Source organism: Lysinibacillus sp. NPDC093688 (assembly GCF_050280145.1).
GTDB lineage: Bacteria > Bacillota > Bacilli > Bacillales_A > Planococcaceae > Lysinibacillus > Lysinibacillus xylanilyticus_B.
Window position 1 is genome coordinate 59060 of record NZ_JBNNUX010000003.1, and the last position, 16542, is coordinate 75601.

The 16542-nt window shown below is 36.2% G+C and carries 17 protein-coding genes; 12 read left to right on the forward strand and 5 right to left on the reverse strand.

Annotated features, from left to right (window positions below; all coding sequences use genetic code 11):
• Positions 1-234 precede the first annotated feature (234 nt).
• The 3 genes from ACQKN2_RS03970 to ACQKN2_RS03980 all read left to right on the forward strand — a co-directional run bounded on the left by ACQKN2_RS03970 (position 235) and on the right by ACQKN2_RS03980 (position 3617).
• Entirely contained in the window at positions 235-1104 is an 870-nt protein-coding gene (locus ACQKN2_RS03970; RefSeq protein ID WP_427413789.1) for a helix-turn-helix domain-containing protein, read from the forward strand.
• A gap of 151 nt (positions 1105-1255) precedes the next feature.
• Positions 1256-2704, forward strand: coding sequence for a PLP-dependent aminotransferase family protein (locus ACQKN2_RS03975; RefSeq protein ID WP_427413790.1), 1449 nt, complete (start codon positions 1256-1258; stop codon positions 2702-2704).
• A gap of 4 nt (positions 2705-2708) precedes the next feature.
• Positions 2709-3617, forward strand: coding sequence for a D-alanine--D-alanine ligase (locus ACQKN2_RS03980; RefSeq protein ID WP_427413950.1), 909 nt, complete (start codon positions 2709-2711; stop codon positions 3615-3617).
• A 191-nt stretch (positions 3618-3808) separates the two neighbouring features.
• Here ACQKN2_RS03980 and ACQKN2_RS03985 read toward each other — a convergent pair whose 3' ends face one another.
• Positions 3809-4648, reverse strand: a complete 840-nt coding sequence (locus tag ACQKN2_RS03985; protein ID WP_427413791.1) for a YitT family protein — start codon at positions 4646-4648, stop codon at positions 3809-3811.
• A gap of 332 nt (positions 4649-4980) precedes the next feature.
• Between ACQKN2_RS03985 and ACQKN2_RS03990 the strand changes: the two genes are divergently transcribed.
• On the forward strand, positions 4981-5544 hold the full coding sequence (locus tag ACQKN2_RS03990; RefSeq protein ID WP_427413792.1) for a cupin domain-containing protein: 564 nt from the start codon (positions 4981-4983) through the stop codon (positions 5542-5544).
• A gap of 64 nt (positions 5545-5608) precedes the next feature.
• Here the strand turns inward: ACQKN2_RS03990 and ACQKN2_RS03995 are convergent, their stop codons facing one another.
• Complete coding sequence (locus ACQKN2_RS03995; RefSeq protein WP_427413793.1) at positions 5609-7078, reverse strand: serine hydrolase domain-containing protein; 1470 nt, start codon at positions 7076-7078, stop codon at positions 5609-5611.
• Positions 7056-7514: a hypothetical protein gene (locus ACQKN2_RS04000; protein ID WP_427413794.1), complete on the reverse strand. Its 459-nt coding sequence runs from the start codon at positions 7512-7514 to the stop codon at positions 7056-7058. The genes ACQKN2_RS03995 and ACQKN2_RS04000 overlap by 23 nt, the downstream gene beginning before the upstream one ends.
• Positions 7515-7768: 254 nt before the next feature.
• On the opposite strand from ACQKN2_RS04000, the gene ACQKN2_RS04005 reads away from it, so the two are divergent.
• The 6 genes from ACQKN2_RS04005 to ACQKN2_RS04030 all read left to right on the forward strand — a co-directional run bounded on the left by ACQKN2_RS04005 (position 7769) and on the right by ACQKN2_RS04030 (position 12479).
• Entirely contained in the window at positions 7769-8137 is a 369-nt protein-coding gene (locus tag ACQKN2_RS04005) for a nuclear transport factor 2 family protein (RefSeq protein WP_427413795.1), read from the forward strand.
• Between the two features lie 219 nt (positions 8138-8356).
• Entirely contained in the window at positions 8357-8881 is a 525-nt protein-coding gene (locus tag ACQKN2_RS04010; RefSeq protein ID WP_427413796.1) for a GNAT family N-acetyltransferase, read from the forward strand.
• Positions 8882-8912: 31 nt separating this feature from the next.
• Positions 8913-9257, forward strand: coding sequence for a YunG family protein (locus ACQKN2_RS04015; RefSeq protein ID WP_427413797.1), 345 nt, complete (start codon positions 8913-8915; stop codon positions 9255-9257).
• Positions 9258-9983: 726 nt separating this feature from the next.
• Positions 9984-10577 carry an NADPH-dependent FMN reductase gene (locus ACQKN2_RS04020; RefSeq protein ID WP_427413798.1) on the forward strand — a complete coding sequence of 198 codons (594 nt, stop codon included), beginning with the start codon at positions 9984-9986 and terminating at the stop codon, positions 10575-10577.
• A 340-nt stretch (positions 10578-10917) separates the two neighbouring features.
• Entirely contained in the window at positions 10918-11856 is a 939-nt protein-coding gene (locus ACQKN2_RS04025; RefSeq protein ID WP_427413799.1) for a ring-cleaving dioxygenase, read from the forward strand.
• Between the two features lie 14 nt (positions 11857-11870).
• On the forward strand, positions 11871-12479 hold the full coding sequence (locus ACQKN2_RS04030; protein ID WP_427413800.1) for a flavin reductase family protein: 609 nt from the start codon (positions 11871-11873) through the stop codon (positions 12477-12479).
• Between the two features lie 56 nt (positions 12480-12535).
• On the opposite strand, the gene ACQKN2_RS04035 is transcribed toward ACQKN2_RS04030, so the two are convergent.
• Positions 12536-13471, reverse strand: a complete 936-nt coding sequence (locus ACQKN2_RS04035; protein ID WP_427413801.1) for an aldo/keto reductase — start codon at positions 13469-13471, stop codon at positions 12536-12538.
• Positions 13472-13615: 144 nt separating this feature from the next.
• On the reverse strand, positions 13616-14368 hold the full coding sequence (locus ACQKN2_RS04040) for an IclR family transcriptional regulator (protein ID WP_427413802.1): 753 nt from the start codon (positions 14366-14368) through the stop codon (positions 13616-13618).
• Positions 14369-14470: 102 nt separating this feature from the next.
• Between ACQKN2_RS04040 and ACQKN2_RS04045 the strand changes: the two genes are divergently transcribed.
• The gene (locus ACQKN2_RS04045) at positions 14471-14632 is read left to right on the forward strand and encodes a hypothetical protein (RefSeq protein WP_427413803.1); all 162 of its coding nucleotides are present in this window, start codon (positions 14471-14473) and stop codon (positions 14630-14632) included.
• Between the two features lie 183 nt (positions 14633-14815).
• Positions 14816-16216, forward strand: coding sequence for an amino acid permease (locus tag ACQKN2_RS04050; RefSeq protein WP_427413804.1), 1401 nt, complete (start codon positions 14816-14818; stop codon positions 16214-16216).
• Positions 16217-16542: the final 326 nt, after the last annotated feature.

Consider the following 16542-nt stretch of genomic DNA (forward strand, 5'->3'; position numbering starts at 1 on the left):
AATTGCTACGCATTTATATTTTTCTCTTAATCACAACAAATAAGAAAAAAATCGATTTCAAATTTGAAATCGAGTTGAAGGGAAGGGGGAGTCTAATATTGATATTGATTTTCTGAAATTATCCCATTGCTCAATCATCCAGATGAAATTAATATTTTTTTCGTTAGATATAAAGGGTAAATACTGAAATGCCTCGAAGTATTCTACATATACAATATTTGTGAGGTGAATATAATGAATAGGGGGAAAACCTTAAAACAAATTCGAAAAAATAAAGGGGTGAGTCAACTAATCCTGTCAAAGGGGATTGTATCTCAAAGTACATATTCAAAATATGAGGCAGGTAGAGTTGATGTAGATGCTGAAAAATATATTAAATTACTAAATAAATTAAATATTTCCCTAGAAGAATTTGAGTATATTCATAATGACCGTATTTACCGAAAGAAAAAAGATATTGTACAACAGTTCTTCATGCTAAATCATAATGATATAGAAAAATTAACTCTTTTAAAAATAAAAACGGCTGAATATTTACAAATTGAAAATGATATAGAGATTAAAGAGATTCGACTTGTTTGTGAAGGTCTTATACAATTAAATCAGGAAAATATTAATGAAGCTAAAGAGATTATTAAGCCCATTTGGGAGCGTATTTCAAAATATGATCAGTGGTATTTGAGTGATATTTGTCTAATCAACACGATTTTATTTTTATTTCCAGTAGATATAGCTATTGAATTTACACAAAATGTATTAAAAAGATTAAATAAATATAATAGCTTTAGAGACATAGAATTATTAAAATCTGCGTTTAATATTAATTTGTCACTGTTAGTAATAACGAACGAAGACTATTCTACAGCCCTTTCTATAATTAATGATTCATTAAGACAGTATAAAAGAAAAATGAATTACTATATACTAGCTCTACATTTTTCAAGAAAAGCTATTTGCCATTTTCATCTTGGTTATAATGACTCAACAGTTTTCTTGGAGAAAGCCTTTCAACTCATAAGACTATATGAAGATGATGAATATTTTGAAAGAATTCAATTAGAATTTATTAAATATACAACGATTCATGATCAAGAATTAAAATAATCATTAGCATATAATAGGTGCAATTCTTCATTTTGAAGGGTTGCCTTTTTTATGAGCTAGAAACCATACCACTATGAAGGGAAAATACATATACTGTGGACCTTTTGAGTTAGATACGGTTATGCAAAAATAAAGCAAGGAGGTCAAGGAAGTGTTTAATGATTTTAAGCTTATCGATGATCGTCCGGTTTATATTCAATTAAAAGATTATTTGAAAGAAAAGATTATGAAGGGACACTTGCTGGAGCATCAGAAGCTTCCATCTACCCGTGAACTAAGTAAATTATTATTAATCAGTAGAAATACGGTACTGAATGCATATGCAGATTTAGAGCAAGAGGGCATTATCTATGCAGTGAAAGGAAAGGGGAATTTTGTAGGGAAGGTTGCAACATTGAAAGCACCCTCCATCGAGCTTAAATGGAAGGAAAGGCTCAATAAAGCTACCTTATTAGCTGATGAATTAGATTTAATGAAGCAAGATATTCACTGGGAAAAAGGGATGATTTCCTTCAACAGCGTTGCCCCCGAAGAAAAGCTTTTTGATGTTGAAAATTTTAAAAGAGCCTTTCTGACCCGGATGTCCCTTGAAGGAGATATCGTTTTGAATTACGGATACGCGAAGGGTTATAAACCTTTAATCGAGTATCTTCTTCACTATATGGAAATGAAGGGTGTAGATATTTCCAATAAGGATATTTTGATTACGAATGGCTTTACCGAGGGATTGGATATTTTATTATCGTCCTTAGCAAAAAAATCTGGACGTGTTATTTGTGAAAATCCTACTCATCATGCGGCATTAAAGCTTTTTCGCTTACATGGATTTGATATCCACGGAATCGACATGAAGGATGACGGTATCGATATTGAACAAGTTGAGAAAACCTTGTCGGAAAAGGAATTTGATTTTGCTTACTTAATCCCGTCTTATCATAATCCGACAGGCATTGTTACATCCTCTGAAAAAAGAGCTGAAATTATTAAGCTTTTTTCACAATATCAAATTCCAATTGTAGAGGATGGCTTTAATGAAGAATTACGTTATTCAGGCTCGCATTTAGCACCGCTAATGACTTTTATCGGTGAGGGCAACAATGTTATTTATATCAGTAGCTTTTCAAAAATTCTTTTTCCTGGCTTACGTGTTGGATGGATATTAGCAGATAAGGAACTCATCCATTGTTTGGAAAGTATGAAAAGAGCTCGTACTATTCATACATCGACACTGGATCAGGCTGTACTTTATCAATATTTACAGGATGGCTATTTTGAAAAATACTTAAAAAAGGCCAAGTTCGTTTATAAGAAAAAATATGAACTAGCCCGTCAAGTATGCCATCAGTACATTCCTTTTAAGAGAATGACAGGAGATGGTGGACTTCATCTCTTTATTGAGCTAGAAGAATGTATGAATGCTCGTACACTATTGGAAAAGTGCTATCAAAAGGGAGTTGTTTTTTATCCTGGAGATGTTTTTTACAGCAATGGCGAAGGCAGTAATACATTTCGCTTAGGATTTTCTCGGCTAACAGAAGAGGATATTGTGCGTGGTATTAAGATTATTGGAGATACCTTGAAAAATGAAATGGGGAGTTGAAAATATGAAGGTTGGCGTTATTATGGGGGGCGTTTCCTCTGAAAAGCAGGTCTCTATTATGACAGGGGAAGAGATGATTGCTCATTTAGATAAGAGTAAATACGAAGCCGTAGCTATTAAACTAAATGAAAATAACACGGCAGAGCTTATTGAAAAGGTGAGCAATATCGATATTGCTTTATTAGCACTACATGGCAAGTTTGGAGAGGATGGCACGATTCAAGGTGTACTAGAGACGTTGGGTGTTCCATATACAGGTAGTGGTATACTTTCAAGCAGTATTTGTATGGATAAAAATGTTTCGAAAAAAATTCTACGTTATGAAGGCATTGAAACACCTGATTGGTTCCATCTTTCGAATATCGAGGAGCTTCAGTTAGATGAATTAGACAAGATGGGATACCCGTTAGTAGTAAAACCAAATTCAGGTGGCTCCAGTGTAGGAGTAAAAATAGTTTATGATAAAGATGCCTTACTAACATCGGTTGCGGAAGTATTCAAATGGGATTCTGAAATCATTATTGAGAAATATATAAAGGGTGAAGAAATAACATGCTCCATTTTGGACGAGGAGCTATTACCAATCATTTCGATTCGCCATACAGCGCAGTTCTTTGACTATAAGGCGAAATATGAGGATGCTGCTACGATAGAGGAGATTGTAGAACTTCCACCTGCCATACATGAACGAGTTACCGAAGCGGCAAAAGGTTGCTATAAAGCATTAAAGTGTAGTGTGTATGCCCGAATCGATATGATGATAAAGGATGGAGTCCCATATGTCATGGAAGTGAACACATTGCCAGGGATGACAAAAAACAGCTTACTACCAAAAAGCGCATTCTCGGCAGGAATGTCTTATACACAACTTTTAGATACGATTATAGAAACTTCCTTACAGGTTAGGGAATAAAGGGTTCATTACTAAAATTTAGAATGAACCGTGCATATAAGTCGGAACGGAAATCAACCACTCGTTATGGTGATAATCGAAAATGGATAAGTATGAGTAGCTCATAGTTTCAATAGAAAAAAACACCTCTATGTTGATTTTTAAAGGGAACATTCCCATTTTCAACAAAAGGTGTTTTCTCAGTTGTCTAATTAAGCTTTAGATAATTCAATAAATCCATGTCCAAAGACATCCCGTACATCATGAATGGCAATAAAGGCATCCTTGTCTATTTCTTTGACAATCTTCTTTAGTTTCACAACTTCCTGTTTACTAATGACAATATACAGAATTTCTTTTTGCTCCTTCGTATAATAGCCATGACCTGAAAGGACCGTCACGCCTCGATTCATAAAACCATTCACATGACTGGCAATCTCTTCTGGTTTTTTCGAAATAATTGTAACGGCTTTTTTGGGGTTCACACCTTCAATAACAAACTCCATCACCTTTGTTCCGACATAAAGCATAATAATAGTAAGCATTAATGCTTCTGCCCCGATAATAAAATAAGATGAAAAAGCAACAATTAAATCAAAAAACAATAAACCATAACTAATACTCCAGCCTAAATATTTGTTTGTCATTCTAGCTAAGATTGTTGAACCTGCCGTTGTTCCACCAACTCTTATGATTAAGCCTATGCCAACTCCAGCGAACACCCCGCCAAAAATAGTATTCACGATAATTTCATTTGAAGAAATTGACCATGATTCTGTTAAATGTAAAAAGAGTGAATGGAGGGATACGGCAATAATCGTATAAATAGTCGTTTGTCTACTTAAAAATTTATAGCCAACTACTAATAAAGCTGCGTTTAACACAAGGCTCACAATACTTGGCGACCATCCAAATAAATAATAGGAGATGATTGTTACACCTGTTACGCCACCTTCACCTAAATCATTAGGTATAACAAACAAGTTTACAGCTAGTGCAAAAAGCAGTGCTCCGACCGTAATCATTAAAAAATCCATACTGAACTTCTTCATATATACACCACCAAAACAAATTGATTATTTCCTAAATACATACTATATCAAGTTCTAGTCATTTCATATACTTTTTGGAATGTTCGTTTGTAAAAAAACTATAATTGTTAGTATGTCCTTTATCAGTGGAAATATTGAATTGGAGAAATTGTTTACACGGCTAGTATTAAAAATACTTCACTCTTCATTTTGGGGAATCGTTGTAAAAAGTAATTTTCTTAAAGCTATCGGTAGTTCAAAGTGTTATGTCTAACGATGATGTTTGCAAATGAAGTACATTCCTTTAGCAAGTTGCATAGGATATTCTTATAATGTGTGAGGGGATTGAGAAAATGTACTACATTCCTTATTACGGAAACATGCCTATGTATAACTATGGAGATCAGCTTGTTTATTGGACATCTCCTTATCAGGTAGGATATGCAAGCAGAGCTGAACCTTCTCGTTTTTCCAATGGTGGAAATATTGTATTAAAAGATTATGGAGCTCAGCCGCTTGTCATCAATCTTGAAAATGCGACTAAGCAAAACGATACGTATCGTACTGCTTTGTGGACAGGAAAGAATTTACAAATTACTTTAATGAGTATTAATGTTGATGATAATATAGGTTTAGAAGTACACCCAAATGTTGATCAATTTTTATATATTGAACAGGGTGAGGGACTTGCTCAAATGGGCCCAAGTAAAAATAATTTAAACTATGAAAGAAAAGTTTATGAAAATTATGCCGTAGTTGTGCCCGCTGGAACATGGCATAACGTCACGAATACAGGAAGTATGCCACTAAAACTTTATTCGATATACGCTCCTCCTAACCACCCATTTGGTACGGTACATGTTACTAAAGCAGAGTCTGAGGCCTCGGAAGCAGACTATGGTCATGGTAATGAATAATCCATTTTAGATAGGATGCATTTTCCCCGATAATACAAGCATAACTACAAAAGACAACTCCTACTCAGAGAAGTTGTCTTTTTTGTCGTCGTTTAAATGAAATATATATAGATAATAAGCCATTCAATGTTAAAAGAGTAATCATTGTTATGGTCAAAAATGCAATGTCAGGAGCAAAATATCTAATAGTGTGCCAAGGTGTTCCTGTACTATAACTTAATAATGGAATTGAGATAATGGCCAAAACTAAAAGTATGAAACCGAATATACCTGACACGCCTCTTTTATTCACTTTTTTAGCTTTAACTTTTATTAAAAGATAAACAAACATCACGAAAAGTAAACATAAAATAGCAATTGTTATGATTTGAGATGTAGGTTTATATTTAGGGACGTCAACGGGCTCTTTTCCATTCAAAATATTAATAATTCCTTGTTTCAAATATAGAAGTGACTTTTCCTCTAAGATATGACTTTTGTTAGTAAGAATCACACCGCCCCAATCGGTCTCTGGTATATAAAATACTTCTGAGCGTGCGTCAGGATTTGAACCGGAATGCCATATCATTTCTTCTTTAGATTCTGGATAGGAGATTCGTACACCAAGGCCGTAATATCGATATTTACTAGTTTGAACAAAAGGTGATATATAAAGGTTCATCGCATTTTTACTTAAAAAATTGTTATGCTCATGTTGACTAAGAAGTCTAATGTACTGCACTAAATCTGTTGCACTTGCCGTTATATATCCATACGGTGTGCCGCCATTATCATAGGTGACTGCGCTTTTTACAGGGTGGCCAAGCCATGATTGATAACCAGCTAAGTATCCTCTTTCATAGGCCATGCTACTATTAGCGGCTGCATTTTTCATTCCTAATGGGGAAAATACTTGTTCTTCCATATATTCAGAAAATGTTTGATTGGTCACTTCTTCGATGAGAGCGCCAAGAATAGAAAAGTTAGCATTACTGTATTGATGTTTTTCTCCAGGAGCAGCAGTCAGTTTAACATTCGATAAACTTTCTACGTTTTCCTTTATAGCACTCAAATCATTAGATTCTTTATCCGATATAGATAAGCCAGAATAAGTGCTTATCCCACTTGTTTGGGTAAGTAAATGTTTAATCGTTATTTGAGAAGCGGCTTGTTTATCTTTTAGGGTAAACCAGGGCATATACTTTTGAACGGGATCATCTAATCGAAGGATACCTGCATCAACCAATCTCATAATGGCTAAGCCCGTTAGTGATTTACTAATAGAGCCGACTACAAATGGAGTTTCGGCAGTTACTTTTTCTTCGGATTCCCCGGTTACGCCCCACGATTTGGAGTAAAAGATATCATTTTTATGAACGATAGCAATAGATGCTCCTGGAATTCGTTGCTCTGCCAAAAAGTTTTCAACATAATTGTCTATAGTACTCTTAATGTCTTGTTCTGCGGCGGAGATTTGTGAGACTGGTAGAAACAGATTGAACGGAATTAATAATAAACATACTAATATAGCTTTATATATAGGGGTTGTTTTCATTGTTGTTTTCACCTATTTCCTTCAAAAATTTTTCCTTTCCTAATTTCATATCAATTGCCATTAAGCTTGATCCATCTATCAAAGTAAATTTAACAAAATTATACACTTCTTTGAAGTATATGATATTTGTTGTGAGTACTATTCCAGAGAACATAGAATTTAAAAGTGACATACAATACTTAATCATAGGATGGAAACGGTTCATAATAGGATGATTTAAATATAAAATAACAAGCGTGTTGATTAACCATTTATATCCATCCTGATTAATTAGAAGGCTCTGATTTCCGCTACGGGCTACTCGCTTTGTTGCTGACGCTTCGCTTTCGCACAGAGCAAAGCTTCCTGCGGGCGAGCGTCGAGCCGCTTCCTCCGCTAAAGGAACGAAGGCTAAATGCGTCACGTCCTGTGACAATGCCTTCGTGACCAACATCATGTTGGCCTCAGGGTCTCGTCTGTCTCGCTTTCCCGCGGGAGTCGAGTAGCCCTACGCTACAATCAGTTAAAATGGGCATACATTAGCAAAATATCAACAAAAAAATCCTTTTATCAGCCTATAATAAACCTATATTTTCCTAATCAACACGCCTGATAAAATAAATTTTCTTGAATGGTTTTGTATTGGGAGCTGTGAAATAAAAGGCTATAATAATGGAAATATAACTAATAGTTTGAAAGGGTGGTTTTAACATGAAAAGAGAATTCATTATCGAATATGAAGAACGCCTGCGACAAGCGATGCTAAATGGAGATGTCAAAGCTCTGGAAGAACTTATCGATGATAATCTTATCTTTGTAAATCACTTCGGACAAATCTTAACGAAGGAAGCGGATATTGAAGCGTATCGTTCTGAGATACTGAGTTTTACAACTATCGATTTTTTAGATCAAAAAATAATTCTATTAGAAAATTCGGCCGTGACAGTGACAAGGGCTGCTCTAAAAGGAACGTTCGGCACAGAGTCAATTGAAGATGAAATGTGTTATTCACGTGTTTGGAAATCGAATGGTAAGCGTCTAATTATTGTGTCAGGCCATTGTAGTTCTGTTCCAAAGTAATTTTAAGCATATGAGAAGGGGCTATTCAGTTTATAGCCCCTTTTACTTTTCTATTCCCTTTTGCTTTGGGATGTCATTTATTAAAATGTATGTCCTGTATATAAGTTGATTGGAGCGAGCCTCGCGAGTGAAGCGGCTCATCGGACGCCCCACCCGGAACAGAAATCAACCCCACGTTATAGAGAAGAGCCCAATTTTATGCATTGGAGGGTAATATAAATGGAATATAAACTTTTAGGAGATGAAATTGAAGATTTAGTGGAGTTATTAACTCAAAACAAGTGGATTTATCATACTGATCAAAATGTGAAAGAGGAATCCGTTCGAAAAGGGTATGCAGAAGGATACTATCACAGCGATCGCGAGACGTTTTGGATCATTGATAATGAAGAAAAGGTCGGGATTATGATAATTCATGACATAAGCGATACAATCCCATTATTCGATATCCGTTTAAGTACACGTTATAGAGGAAAAGGATACGGAGTAAAAGCACTCATTTGGTTACAAGATTATCTGTTTGGAGAAAAAGGTAAGATTCGTATCGAAGGATATACGAGAGTCGATAATATCAGTATGAGAAAATGCTTTACGAAAGCTGGTTTTGTGAAAGAGGGCTATTTAAGAAATGCCTGGGAAAACGCAGACGGAACTATAACTGATAGTATCCTATATGGTGCAATAAAAGATGATTGGAATGTAGGTAGAACAACACCTATAAAAATCAATGATGTACCGTTTTAAGATAAATATAGGTAGAAAAGGGCGTTGAGGAATGTATACAGAAACTGATCTGTACAGAGCTTTAAAAAAATCCTGGTCAATTCAATCGAGCTCAAAATGGAGTATAGATAATCCTGCAAATGGACAATGCGGAGCCACTGCATTAGTTGTAAATGATATTCTTGGAGGCGAAATTTATAAAACATGGCTTGATGAAAGTTGGCATTTTTATAATAGTTTCGATGGGGAAAGAAAGGATTTTACACAAGAACAATTTACATACAACCCCGAATATCAGGATGTTCGTTCAAACAGAAAAGAGGCTTTTCAAGATACGAATGATATTCAATACAGCTATCTAAAATCACAGGTTTATGAGAATTTAGGAAAAGGCTAGGGAATAGAAGGCGGAAATCTTGATATTATATCGTCTCTACTAAATCTCGTTTCCTCCATAGTAAGGTTTACATTGGATGAAAAATCATCAAACATATCTCATTTTAATTTGTCTGATTCTCTAGATATTTTAGTATGGCATAGTACTATTTTGATTCCAGCTAAGTGATTCATTCTGTGATTGTGATAAGGAATCTTTTAATTTTCGCGGAAGTGTTTTTGGAATGATAATGCACCTATGTTCATTTCTTCATTTGGTTATTCATCAAAAAATAGAGATAGCATATGCGATGTATAATAAGTTGATTGGAGTGGAGGCTGGGCGACTCCTCGGGGATCAGCGATAGAGGAACGAAGGCTAAGTGCATCACATCCTGTGATAACGCCTTCGTGACCAACATAGTGTTGGCCCGAGACCCTGCAGCGAAGCGAAGCGGCTCATCGGACGCCCCCAGGAAAGCGCCCAGCCGGAACGGAAATCAACCCCATGCTATAGTGATGAGCCATATTCATTTTTATTTATTCTTTTTTACAAGCTGAAGCAGAGGTGTTGATTTCATAACATCTCTGCTTTTTTTAATAATAAACAAACTTGTTGACGCAAATTAAACCATCGTGTTATTATTATCTCGAATTCAAGATAACTAATTTCAAGATAAACGAATTCGAACCTTTTAATCCATTCAGAAAGTAAAATTTTACTTTTCTTCAGAAGGAGGAAAACATTATGGGTTTTTTAAATAAATTTTTTAGTTCAAAAAAAGAGGAGGAAAAAACAATGGCAGAATTAAATATTGGAATTATTATCGGATCAACACGCGAAGGTCGTGTAAGTCCACAAGTAGCACAATGGGTAAAAGAAATCGCAGATCAACGAGGCGATGCTAATTATACAATTATTGATATCGCAGATTACAAATTACCTTTACTAGGTGAACCAGGGCAAGATGCCTCAGGCGCTCAAGCTTGGTCAGAAATTATTGCAAAACAAGATGGATTTGTATTTATCGTACAAGAGTACAATCACTCTATTACAGGTGCTCTAAAAAATGCACTAGATTATTTACGTGAAGAATGGAATAACAAAGCTGCGGGTATTGTTTCTTATGGATCTGTAGGTGGTGCGCGAGCAGCTGAACATTTACGTGGGATTATGGGTGAGCTTTTAATTGCAGATGTACGTGTACATCCAGCATTATCACTATTCACAGATTTTGAAAATGGTACTGATTTTAAACCAAAAGCAGTGCAAGCAGATTCTGTTAACCAAATGTTAGACCAAGTAATTCCGTGGTCAAAAGCTTTATATACAATTCGTTAATCCTGTTCAACTTATTTCAGCGAGTGTCCAAACACCCACTGAAATAGAGGAACTCAGTCTAAGAACGCCACGTCCTGTGGCAACGACTGAGTGACAAACATCCTGTTGGCCCAAAGCCTCCGGCGGATGTCACGGAATCGGAAAGGAGTTCTTAGGGGATGTTAGCCTAAAATCATCGCATCCATGCGATAACGGCTAACTGACCTGCATCCTACAGGCCTAAGCACAAAACCGATTTCGGACGCAATTATGCCGAGGCATAATTGATAGATTGAGGTAGAACGGTATTGGGTAAAGTAAAGGTGAGAAAATACATTTAGTCATGAAAGGGCTTGTTAACATGAAAAAACATACTGCTGGTATTCACCATATCACTGCCATTGTAGGGCATCCACAAGAAAACATTGATTTTTATGCAGGTGTATTAGGCTTGCGTTTAGTTAAACAAACAGTAAACTTCGATGATCCTGGCACATATCATCTTTACTTCGGTAACAAAGGTGGTAAACCTGGTACAATTATTACATTCTTTCCATGGGCAAATGCTTACCAAGGTCGTATTGGTGATGGTCAAGTTGGCGTAACTACTTATGTTGTACCAGAAGGAACACTACCATTTTGGATGAATCGTCTTGCAAAATTCACTATTCCATTCCAAAAAGCTGAACGCTTTGGTGAACAAGTATTACAATTTGATGACCCACACGGACTTCATATTGAATTAGTTGCACGTGCAGAAGGTGAATTGAATGAATGGACATTTGGTGAAGTAACTCCTGAGGTTGCAATTAAAGGATTTGGCGGTGCCACACTGTATTCAAGTCACCCAGAAGAGACAGCAAAAGTATTAACTGAAGTTATGGGTCTTGAAAAAGTAGCAACAGAAGGCGAGTATACTCGTTACAAATCCAGCGCAGATATTGGCAATACAGTGGATTTAAAAGTTGTTCCTAGTATGCGTGGTCAAATGGGCGTTGGAACAGTTCATCATATTGCCTGGAGAGCACAGGATGATGTGGATCACTTAGAATGGCAAGAGTATGTAATGAATCATGGACAACATGTAACCGAAGTGAAAGATCGTAATTATTTTAATGCGATTTATTTCCGTGAACCCGGTGAGATTTTATTTGAAATTGCGACAGATCCACCTGGCTTCGCTCATGATGAAACACCTGAGACAATGGGTAGCCAATTAATGTTACCATCTCAATACGAACAGCATCGAGAACAATTGGAAAGAACATTAATTCCAATCAAAGTGCGTGCGCTTGATTAAAGGAGATGGGACGTTTGATTTCAATTGATCCTAAGAAAAATACAGAGCGTGAAAATTATAAGTTATTGATAGGTAGCATTATTCCGAGACCTATTGCCTTTGTTACGACGAAGTCAGAGCAAGGGATTATCAATGGTGCACCTTTTAGTTTTTTTAATATCGTGTCTTCCAATCCACCGATGATTTCTCTAGCCGTTCAAAGACCGAATGGGCGCTTAAAAGATACCGCTCGCCATATCCATCATCAGCAACAATTTGTTGTGCATATTGTAGATGAGGATAATGTTAAGCAGGTGAATGAAACAGCCGCGTCCTTACCTGTAACTGAAAGTGAAATTGATCGAGCACAATTTACATTAATCGATAGCCAACTTATATCTGTACCAGGTATTCAAGAGGCAAAGGTTCGAATGGAATGCCGTTTAGTACAGGCAATTCCTTTAATGAATGGTGACGAACAGACAGGTGATTTGTTTATTGGTGAAGTCGTACAGTATCATATAGATGAGACCATTTATAATGAAGGGCGAATTGATCCAAGAAAACTAAAAGCAGTTAGCAGACTAGCTGGCTCAAATTACGCAAAAATTGGTGATATATTTGAAATAGAACGTCCCGATTAAAAATAAAATGCGAAAATGTTGATATAACAGCATTTTCGCATTTTTTTGTTCTAAATCTATATTAAAATTCTCTCTATATTCATTAAATCTTCGTTTGTTAATAGGACATCAGTTGCTTTCACATTGTTAGCCACTTGGTTTTTATGTTTCCCACCTGGGATAACGGCATCAACGCCATTTTGAGCTAATAACCAAGCAAGCGCTAGATTTGGTAATGTCGTTTGCTTCTCCTCTGCAATTCCCTTTAACGCTTCTACTTTTACTAATGTTTGTTCAAATAATTCACCTTGGAATAAAGGATCCGAAATTCGCCAGTCTCCAGTACCTAACTTAAAGTCTTTTGTATACTTTCCACCAAGTAGGCCGTATGCAAGTGGACCGTATGGAATAAATGAAATTTCATTTTTTATACAGTATGGCAATAAGTTCTGTTCTCCTGAACGATTTAACATATTGTAAGGAGATTGTAGGACAGAAATATCATTATGCACATTTGCCTCTATAAGCTGTTCTAATGTTACGTTTGAAATGCCTATTGCTCGGATCTTTCCCTCTTCTTTTAAGCGTGACAATTCACCAATCGACTCCGCAAGAGGAGTTTCGTTATCCGGGAAGTGTAGATAGTAAAGATCTACATAATCCATTTGTAGCCGTTTCAAGCTACTTTCGAATGCACCACGTAGATATTGCGGATGATTATCTGTTTTTACGGAACCATCCTCGAACCAATGTCTACCTCCCTTTGTTGCTAAAACGAAATCTTCCCTTGAGTATTTTTTTAATACTTCGCCAACAAGTTCTTCTGAACGCCCTTTTCCATAAATGTCTGCTGTATCAATAAAAGTTATCCCTAAGTCAAGTGCAGCTGAGATTAGCTCCTTCCCATTTTGTTCATTTAAGTTTTCAAATAAATTATGCCCACCTACAGCATTCGTCCCAAGACCAATTTCGGAAATCTTGATAGTTGTATTTTTTAATGTATGAAATTTCATATTCCTACCTCCTCGTTGTTCTGTAATCAGAATAGAGTAAAGAGGATGTTTTACCAACATATATCGTTATAGTTTCATATATAGAAACAAGTGCATTTTAATTGCAAATAAAGGGCGAATAAAAAATTTCCAAAGGCCTTAACATTATGCTAAAAGATAATGAATTTCTTCCGTCAATTGCTGACTTGCCTCTCCTAACTTTTTTGCAAATGACCGAATGGCAGTTTTCTTAATTTGATTCGTCGAACCGTGCAAAGCAATGGCGCCGATGACTTCTTCATTCACATAAAGCGGAACGGCAATACAACATTTACCTTCATTCGTTTCTTCATTATCAACAGCGTATCCTTGAGCTTTAATGACCTGTAAATGAGGAATCAATAGACCATAATCATAGAAGGTTTTTGTTGTAAAGGTATTAAGTTCAATACTATTTAATAGTTCACGTTGTTTTTTAGGTGATAGATGAGCTAATACTACTTTTCCGAGCGCGCTTGAATGCATAGGTGTTCGAGTATCGATTGCATGAAAAGCAGGCTGTTCAAAAGGCTCCCTAATCACATTTTTTATCACCATGTCACAATCTTCCAAAATCCCGATATAAGTAGTTATTTTTTCTTGGCGGGCAAATTGATATGGCGCTACGAGAGACGCCCATTGGATATCTTTGTGCCAATATAATTGCTCATCCCTGAAAATATGCGGATTTAATTGATAATACTTATTATATTTAAGAACATAATTCATTTTTTCTAGCGTATAAAGCATGCGAAAAACGGATGTCTTATTCATTGATAATTCTTCCATAATTTCAGTTAATGTAAGAGAATGCTTTTGACGTAATACATCCAAAATTAAAAGGCCCTTTTTTAATGTAGATACTTCATAGGAATCCATTTTGCCCTCTCCTTACTTCTATATAGTTTGTACAATATCATCTTTACTATTGAGTTACTAGATTGTTCGGTAGAAATAAGTCACCAAAGGGGAAGCTGATAGGTGGTGGAAACTCTATTCTATCCATGGAATCATTATATAGAAACAAGAAAGGACGGTGAAGAAACGCAAGAGAAGTCGCTATTGTTTAAAAAAGGGAATGACCAAGTCTTTATAGAGTTTCTACAGATAAAAGAAGAGAGTATATCAGCAAGATTCCAGTAAAATAGTATGACAAAAGTTTGATATAAAAGAATGCGTCGATTATCTCGTTTTCTAGTAACAGATAAATTGCTATACTAATCTAATTGTTGACTCGATTCGAAAATATAGCTAATATACTGATTATTAGTAAAAATGCATAAAAATGATATTTATTAGCTGTTTATTGGAAATGGAGTGGTTATTATGGCGAATTTTTTACGAAGAAAGTCAATCGAGCAAGCCAATAAAATAACTGAAGTCGAACGTTTTAAACTAAAGCGTGAACTAGGGTCGTTGCAGTTACTGCTGTATGTACTCGGGGCTACAATAGGAGCTGGGATTTTTGTACTGCCAGGAACTACAGCTGCTCTACATGCAGGCCCAGGTGTCGTTGTTTCTTTCTTAATTGGGGGTCTTGTAACAATTGCAGTTGGATTAGCCTATGTCGAATTCGCGGCGATGGCGCCCGTCGCAGGGAGTGCTTACACCTATTCTTATATTGCGTTAGGTGAAGTTATTGCTTGGATCATCGGTTGGGATTTACTATTGGAATTTATCGTTATTTCTAGTACAGTCGCAGTTGGTTGGAGTGGCTACGTCGATTCATTTTTACGATCTGTGGGAATTCACTTGCCAGAGATTTTAACAAAAGATATTGCCCATGGTGGGGTTGTAAATCTACCTGCTGTGGCTGGTTGGCTTATTGTAGCTTGGATTGCAATGAGCGGGATTAAAAATGTTGGTCGAGCAAATATGTTATTTACAATGGCAAAAGTCGGCGCGATTGTTTTATTCCTTGCTATCGGGGCTTTTCACGTTAACCCTATAAACTGGACACCATTTACACCGTTTGGCTGGTCAGGTGTAATGGCGGGAGCGGCATTAGTGTTCTTTGCCTTTACTGGATTTGATGGTGTAACAACTGTTCTGGAAGAAGTAAAGAATCCACAAAAAACAATACCAAAAGCTTTAATTGGTGGTTTGAGTGTATTAACGCTTATTTATGCATTTGTTGCACTAGTATTAACAGGTATCGTACCATTCCCTAAATTGGATGTTCCAAATCCTACAGTGTATGCACTACAATCTGTTGGTATTCAGTGGGGAGGTGCTATCATCGCAGTATCAGTTATTTTTGGATTGCTTGCTACGATGATTGCAAATACAACCAGTGCGACGCGCGTGCTGTTTGCAATGAGCCGTGATGGGCTTCTACCAGAACGTATTGCACAAACAAATAAAAAAACAGGGGTCCCTGTATTATCAACTTTAATTGTGGTTGGAACAGGTATTCTCTTATCAGGATTTTTATCAATCGGGGAATTAGCGGAATTTGCTAACATCGGAGGTTTAACTGCCTTTGCTTTAACAACAGTTAGTGTCGTTGTTCTTCGCTATACACGACCAGATCAACCACGTGTATTCAAAGTACCTGCGCTATGGCTTGTAGCAACTGTAGGCGTTGGAGGATGTATTGTATTAATATTTAGTCTGCCGCTATTTACTATAGTACGCTTTTTGATTTGGTTAGCGATAGGTTTAGTTATATACATAGTCTATGGATACAAGCACGCTAAAATAGGCTCTAAAAATGAAAATCTATAAATAAGATAAACACCTCTTTAGCTCTAAAGAGGTGTTTTTTATAACTAATGCACATTCTTGTTAATGACAACATAGTATAAGTTAAATTCCCTTATATACCCAGTTGTTGAATTCGCAAAAGGCATCGCCAAGAAAGTCATTTATAATTTGCTTTCTTCGTACCGTATTAATTTCCCCAACAAATAAAAAGACTATCTACGTTAAATCTTGAAGTTCCATATGTGCACGTTCAAGACTCTTCCGGATACTTCTAATGCTAACTTCATTTGAGCTACTGGCCCTCAGGTGCAGTCCCATCTTTCTCCATCCTATTTGTCCAGATATTG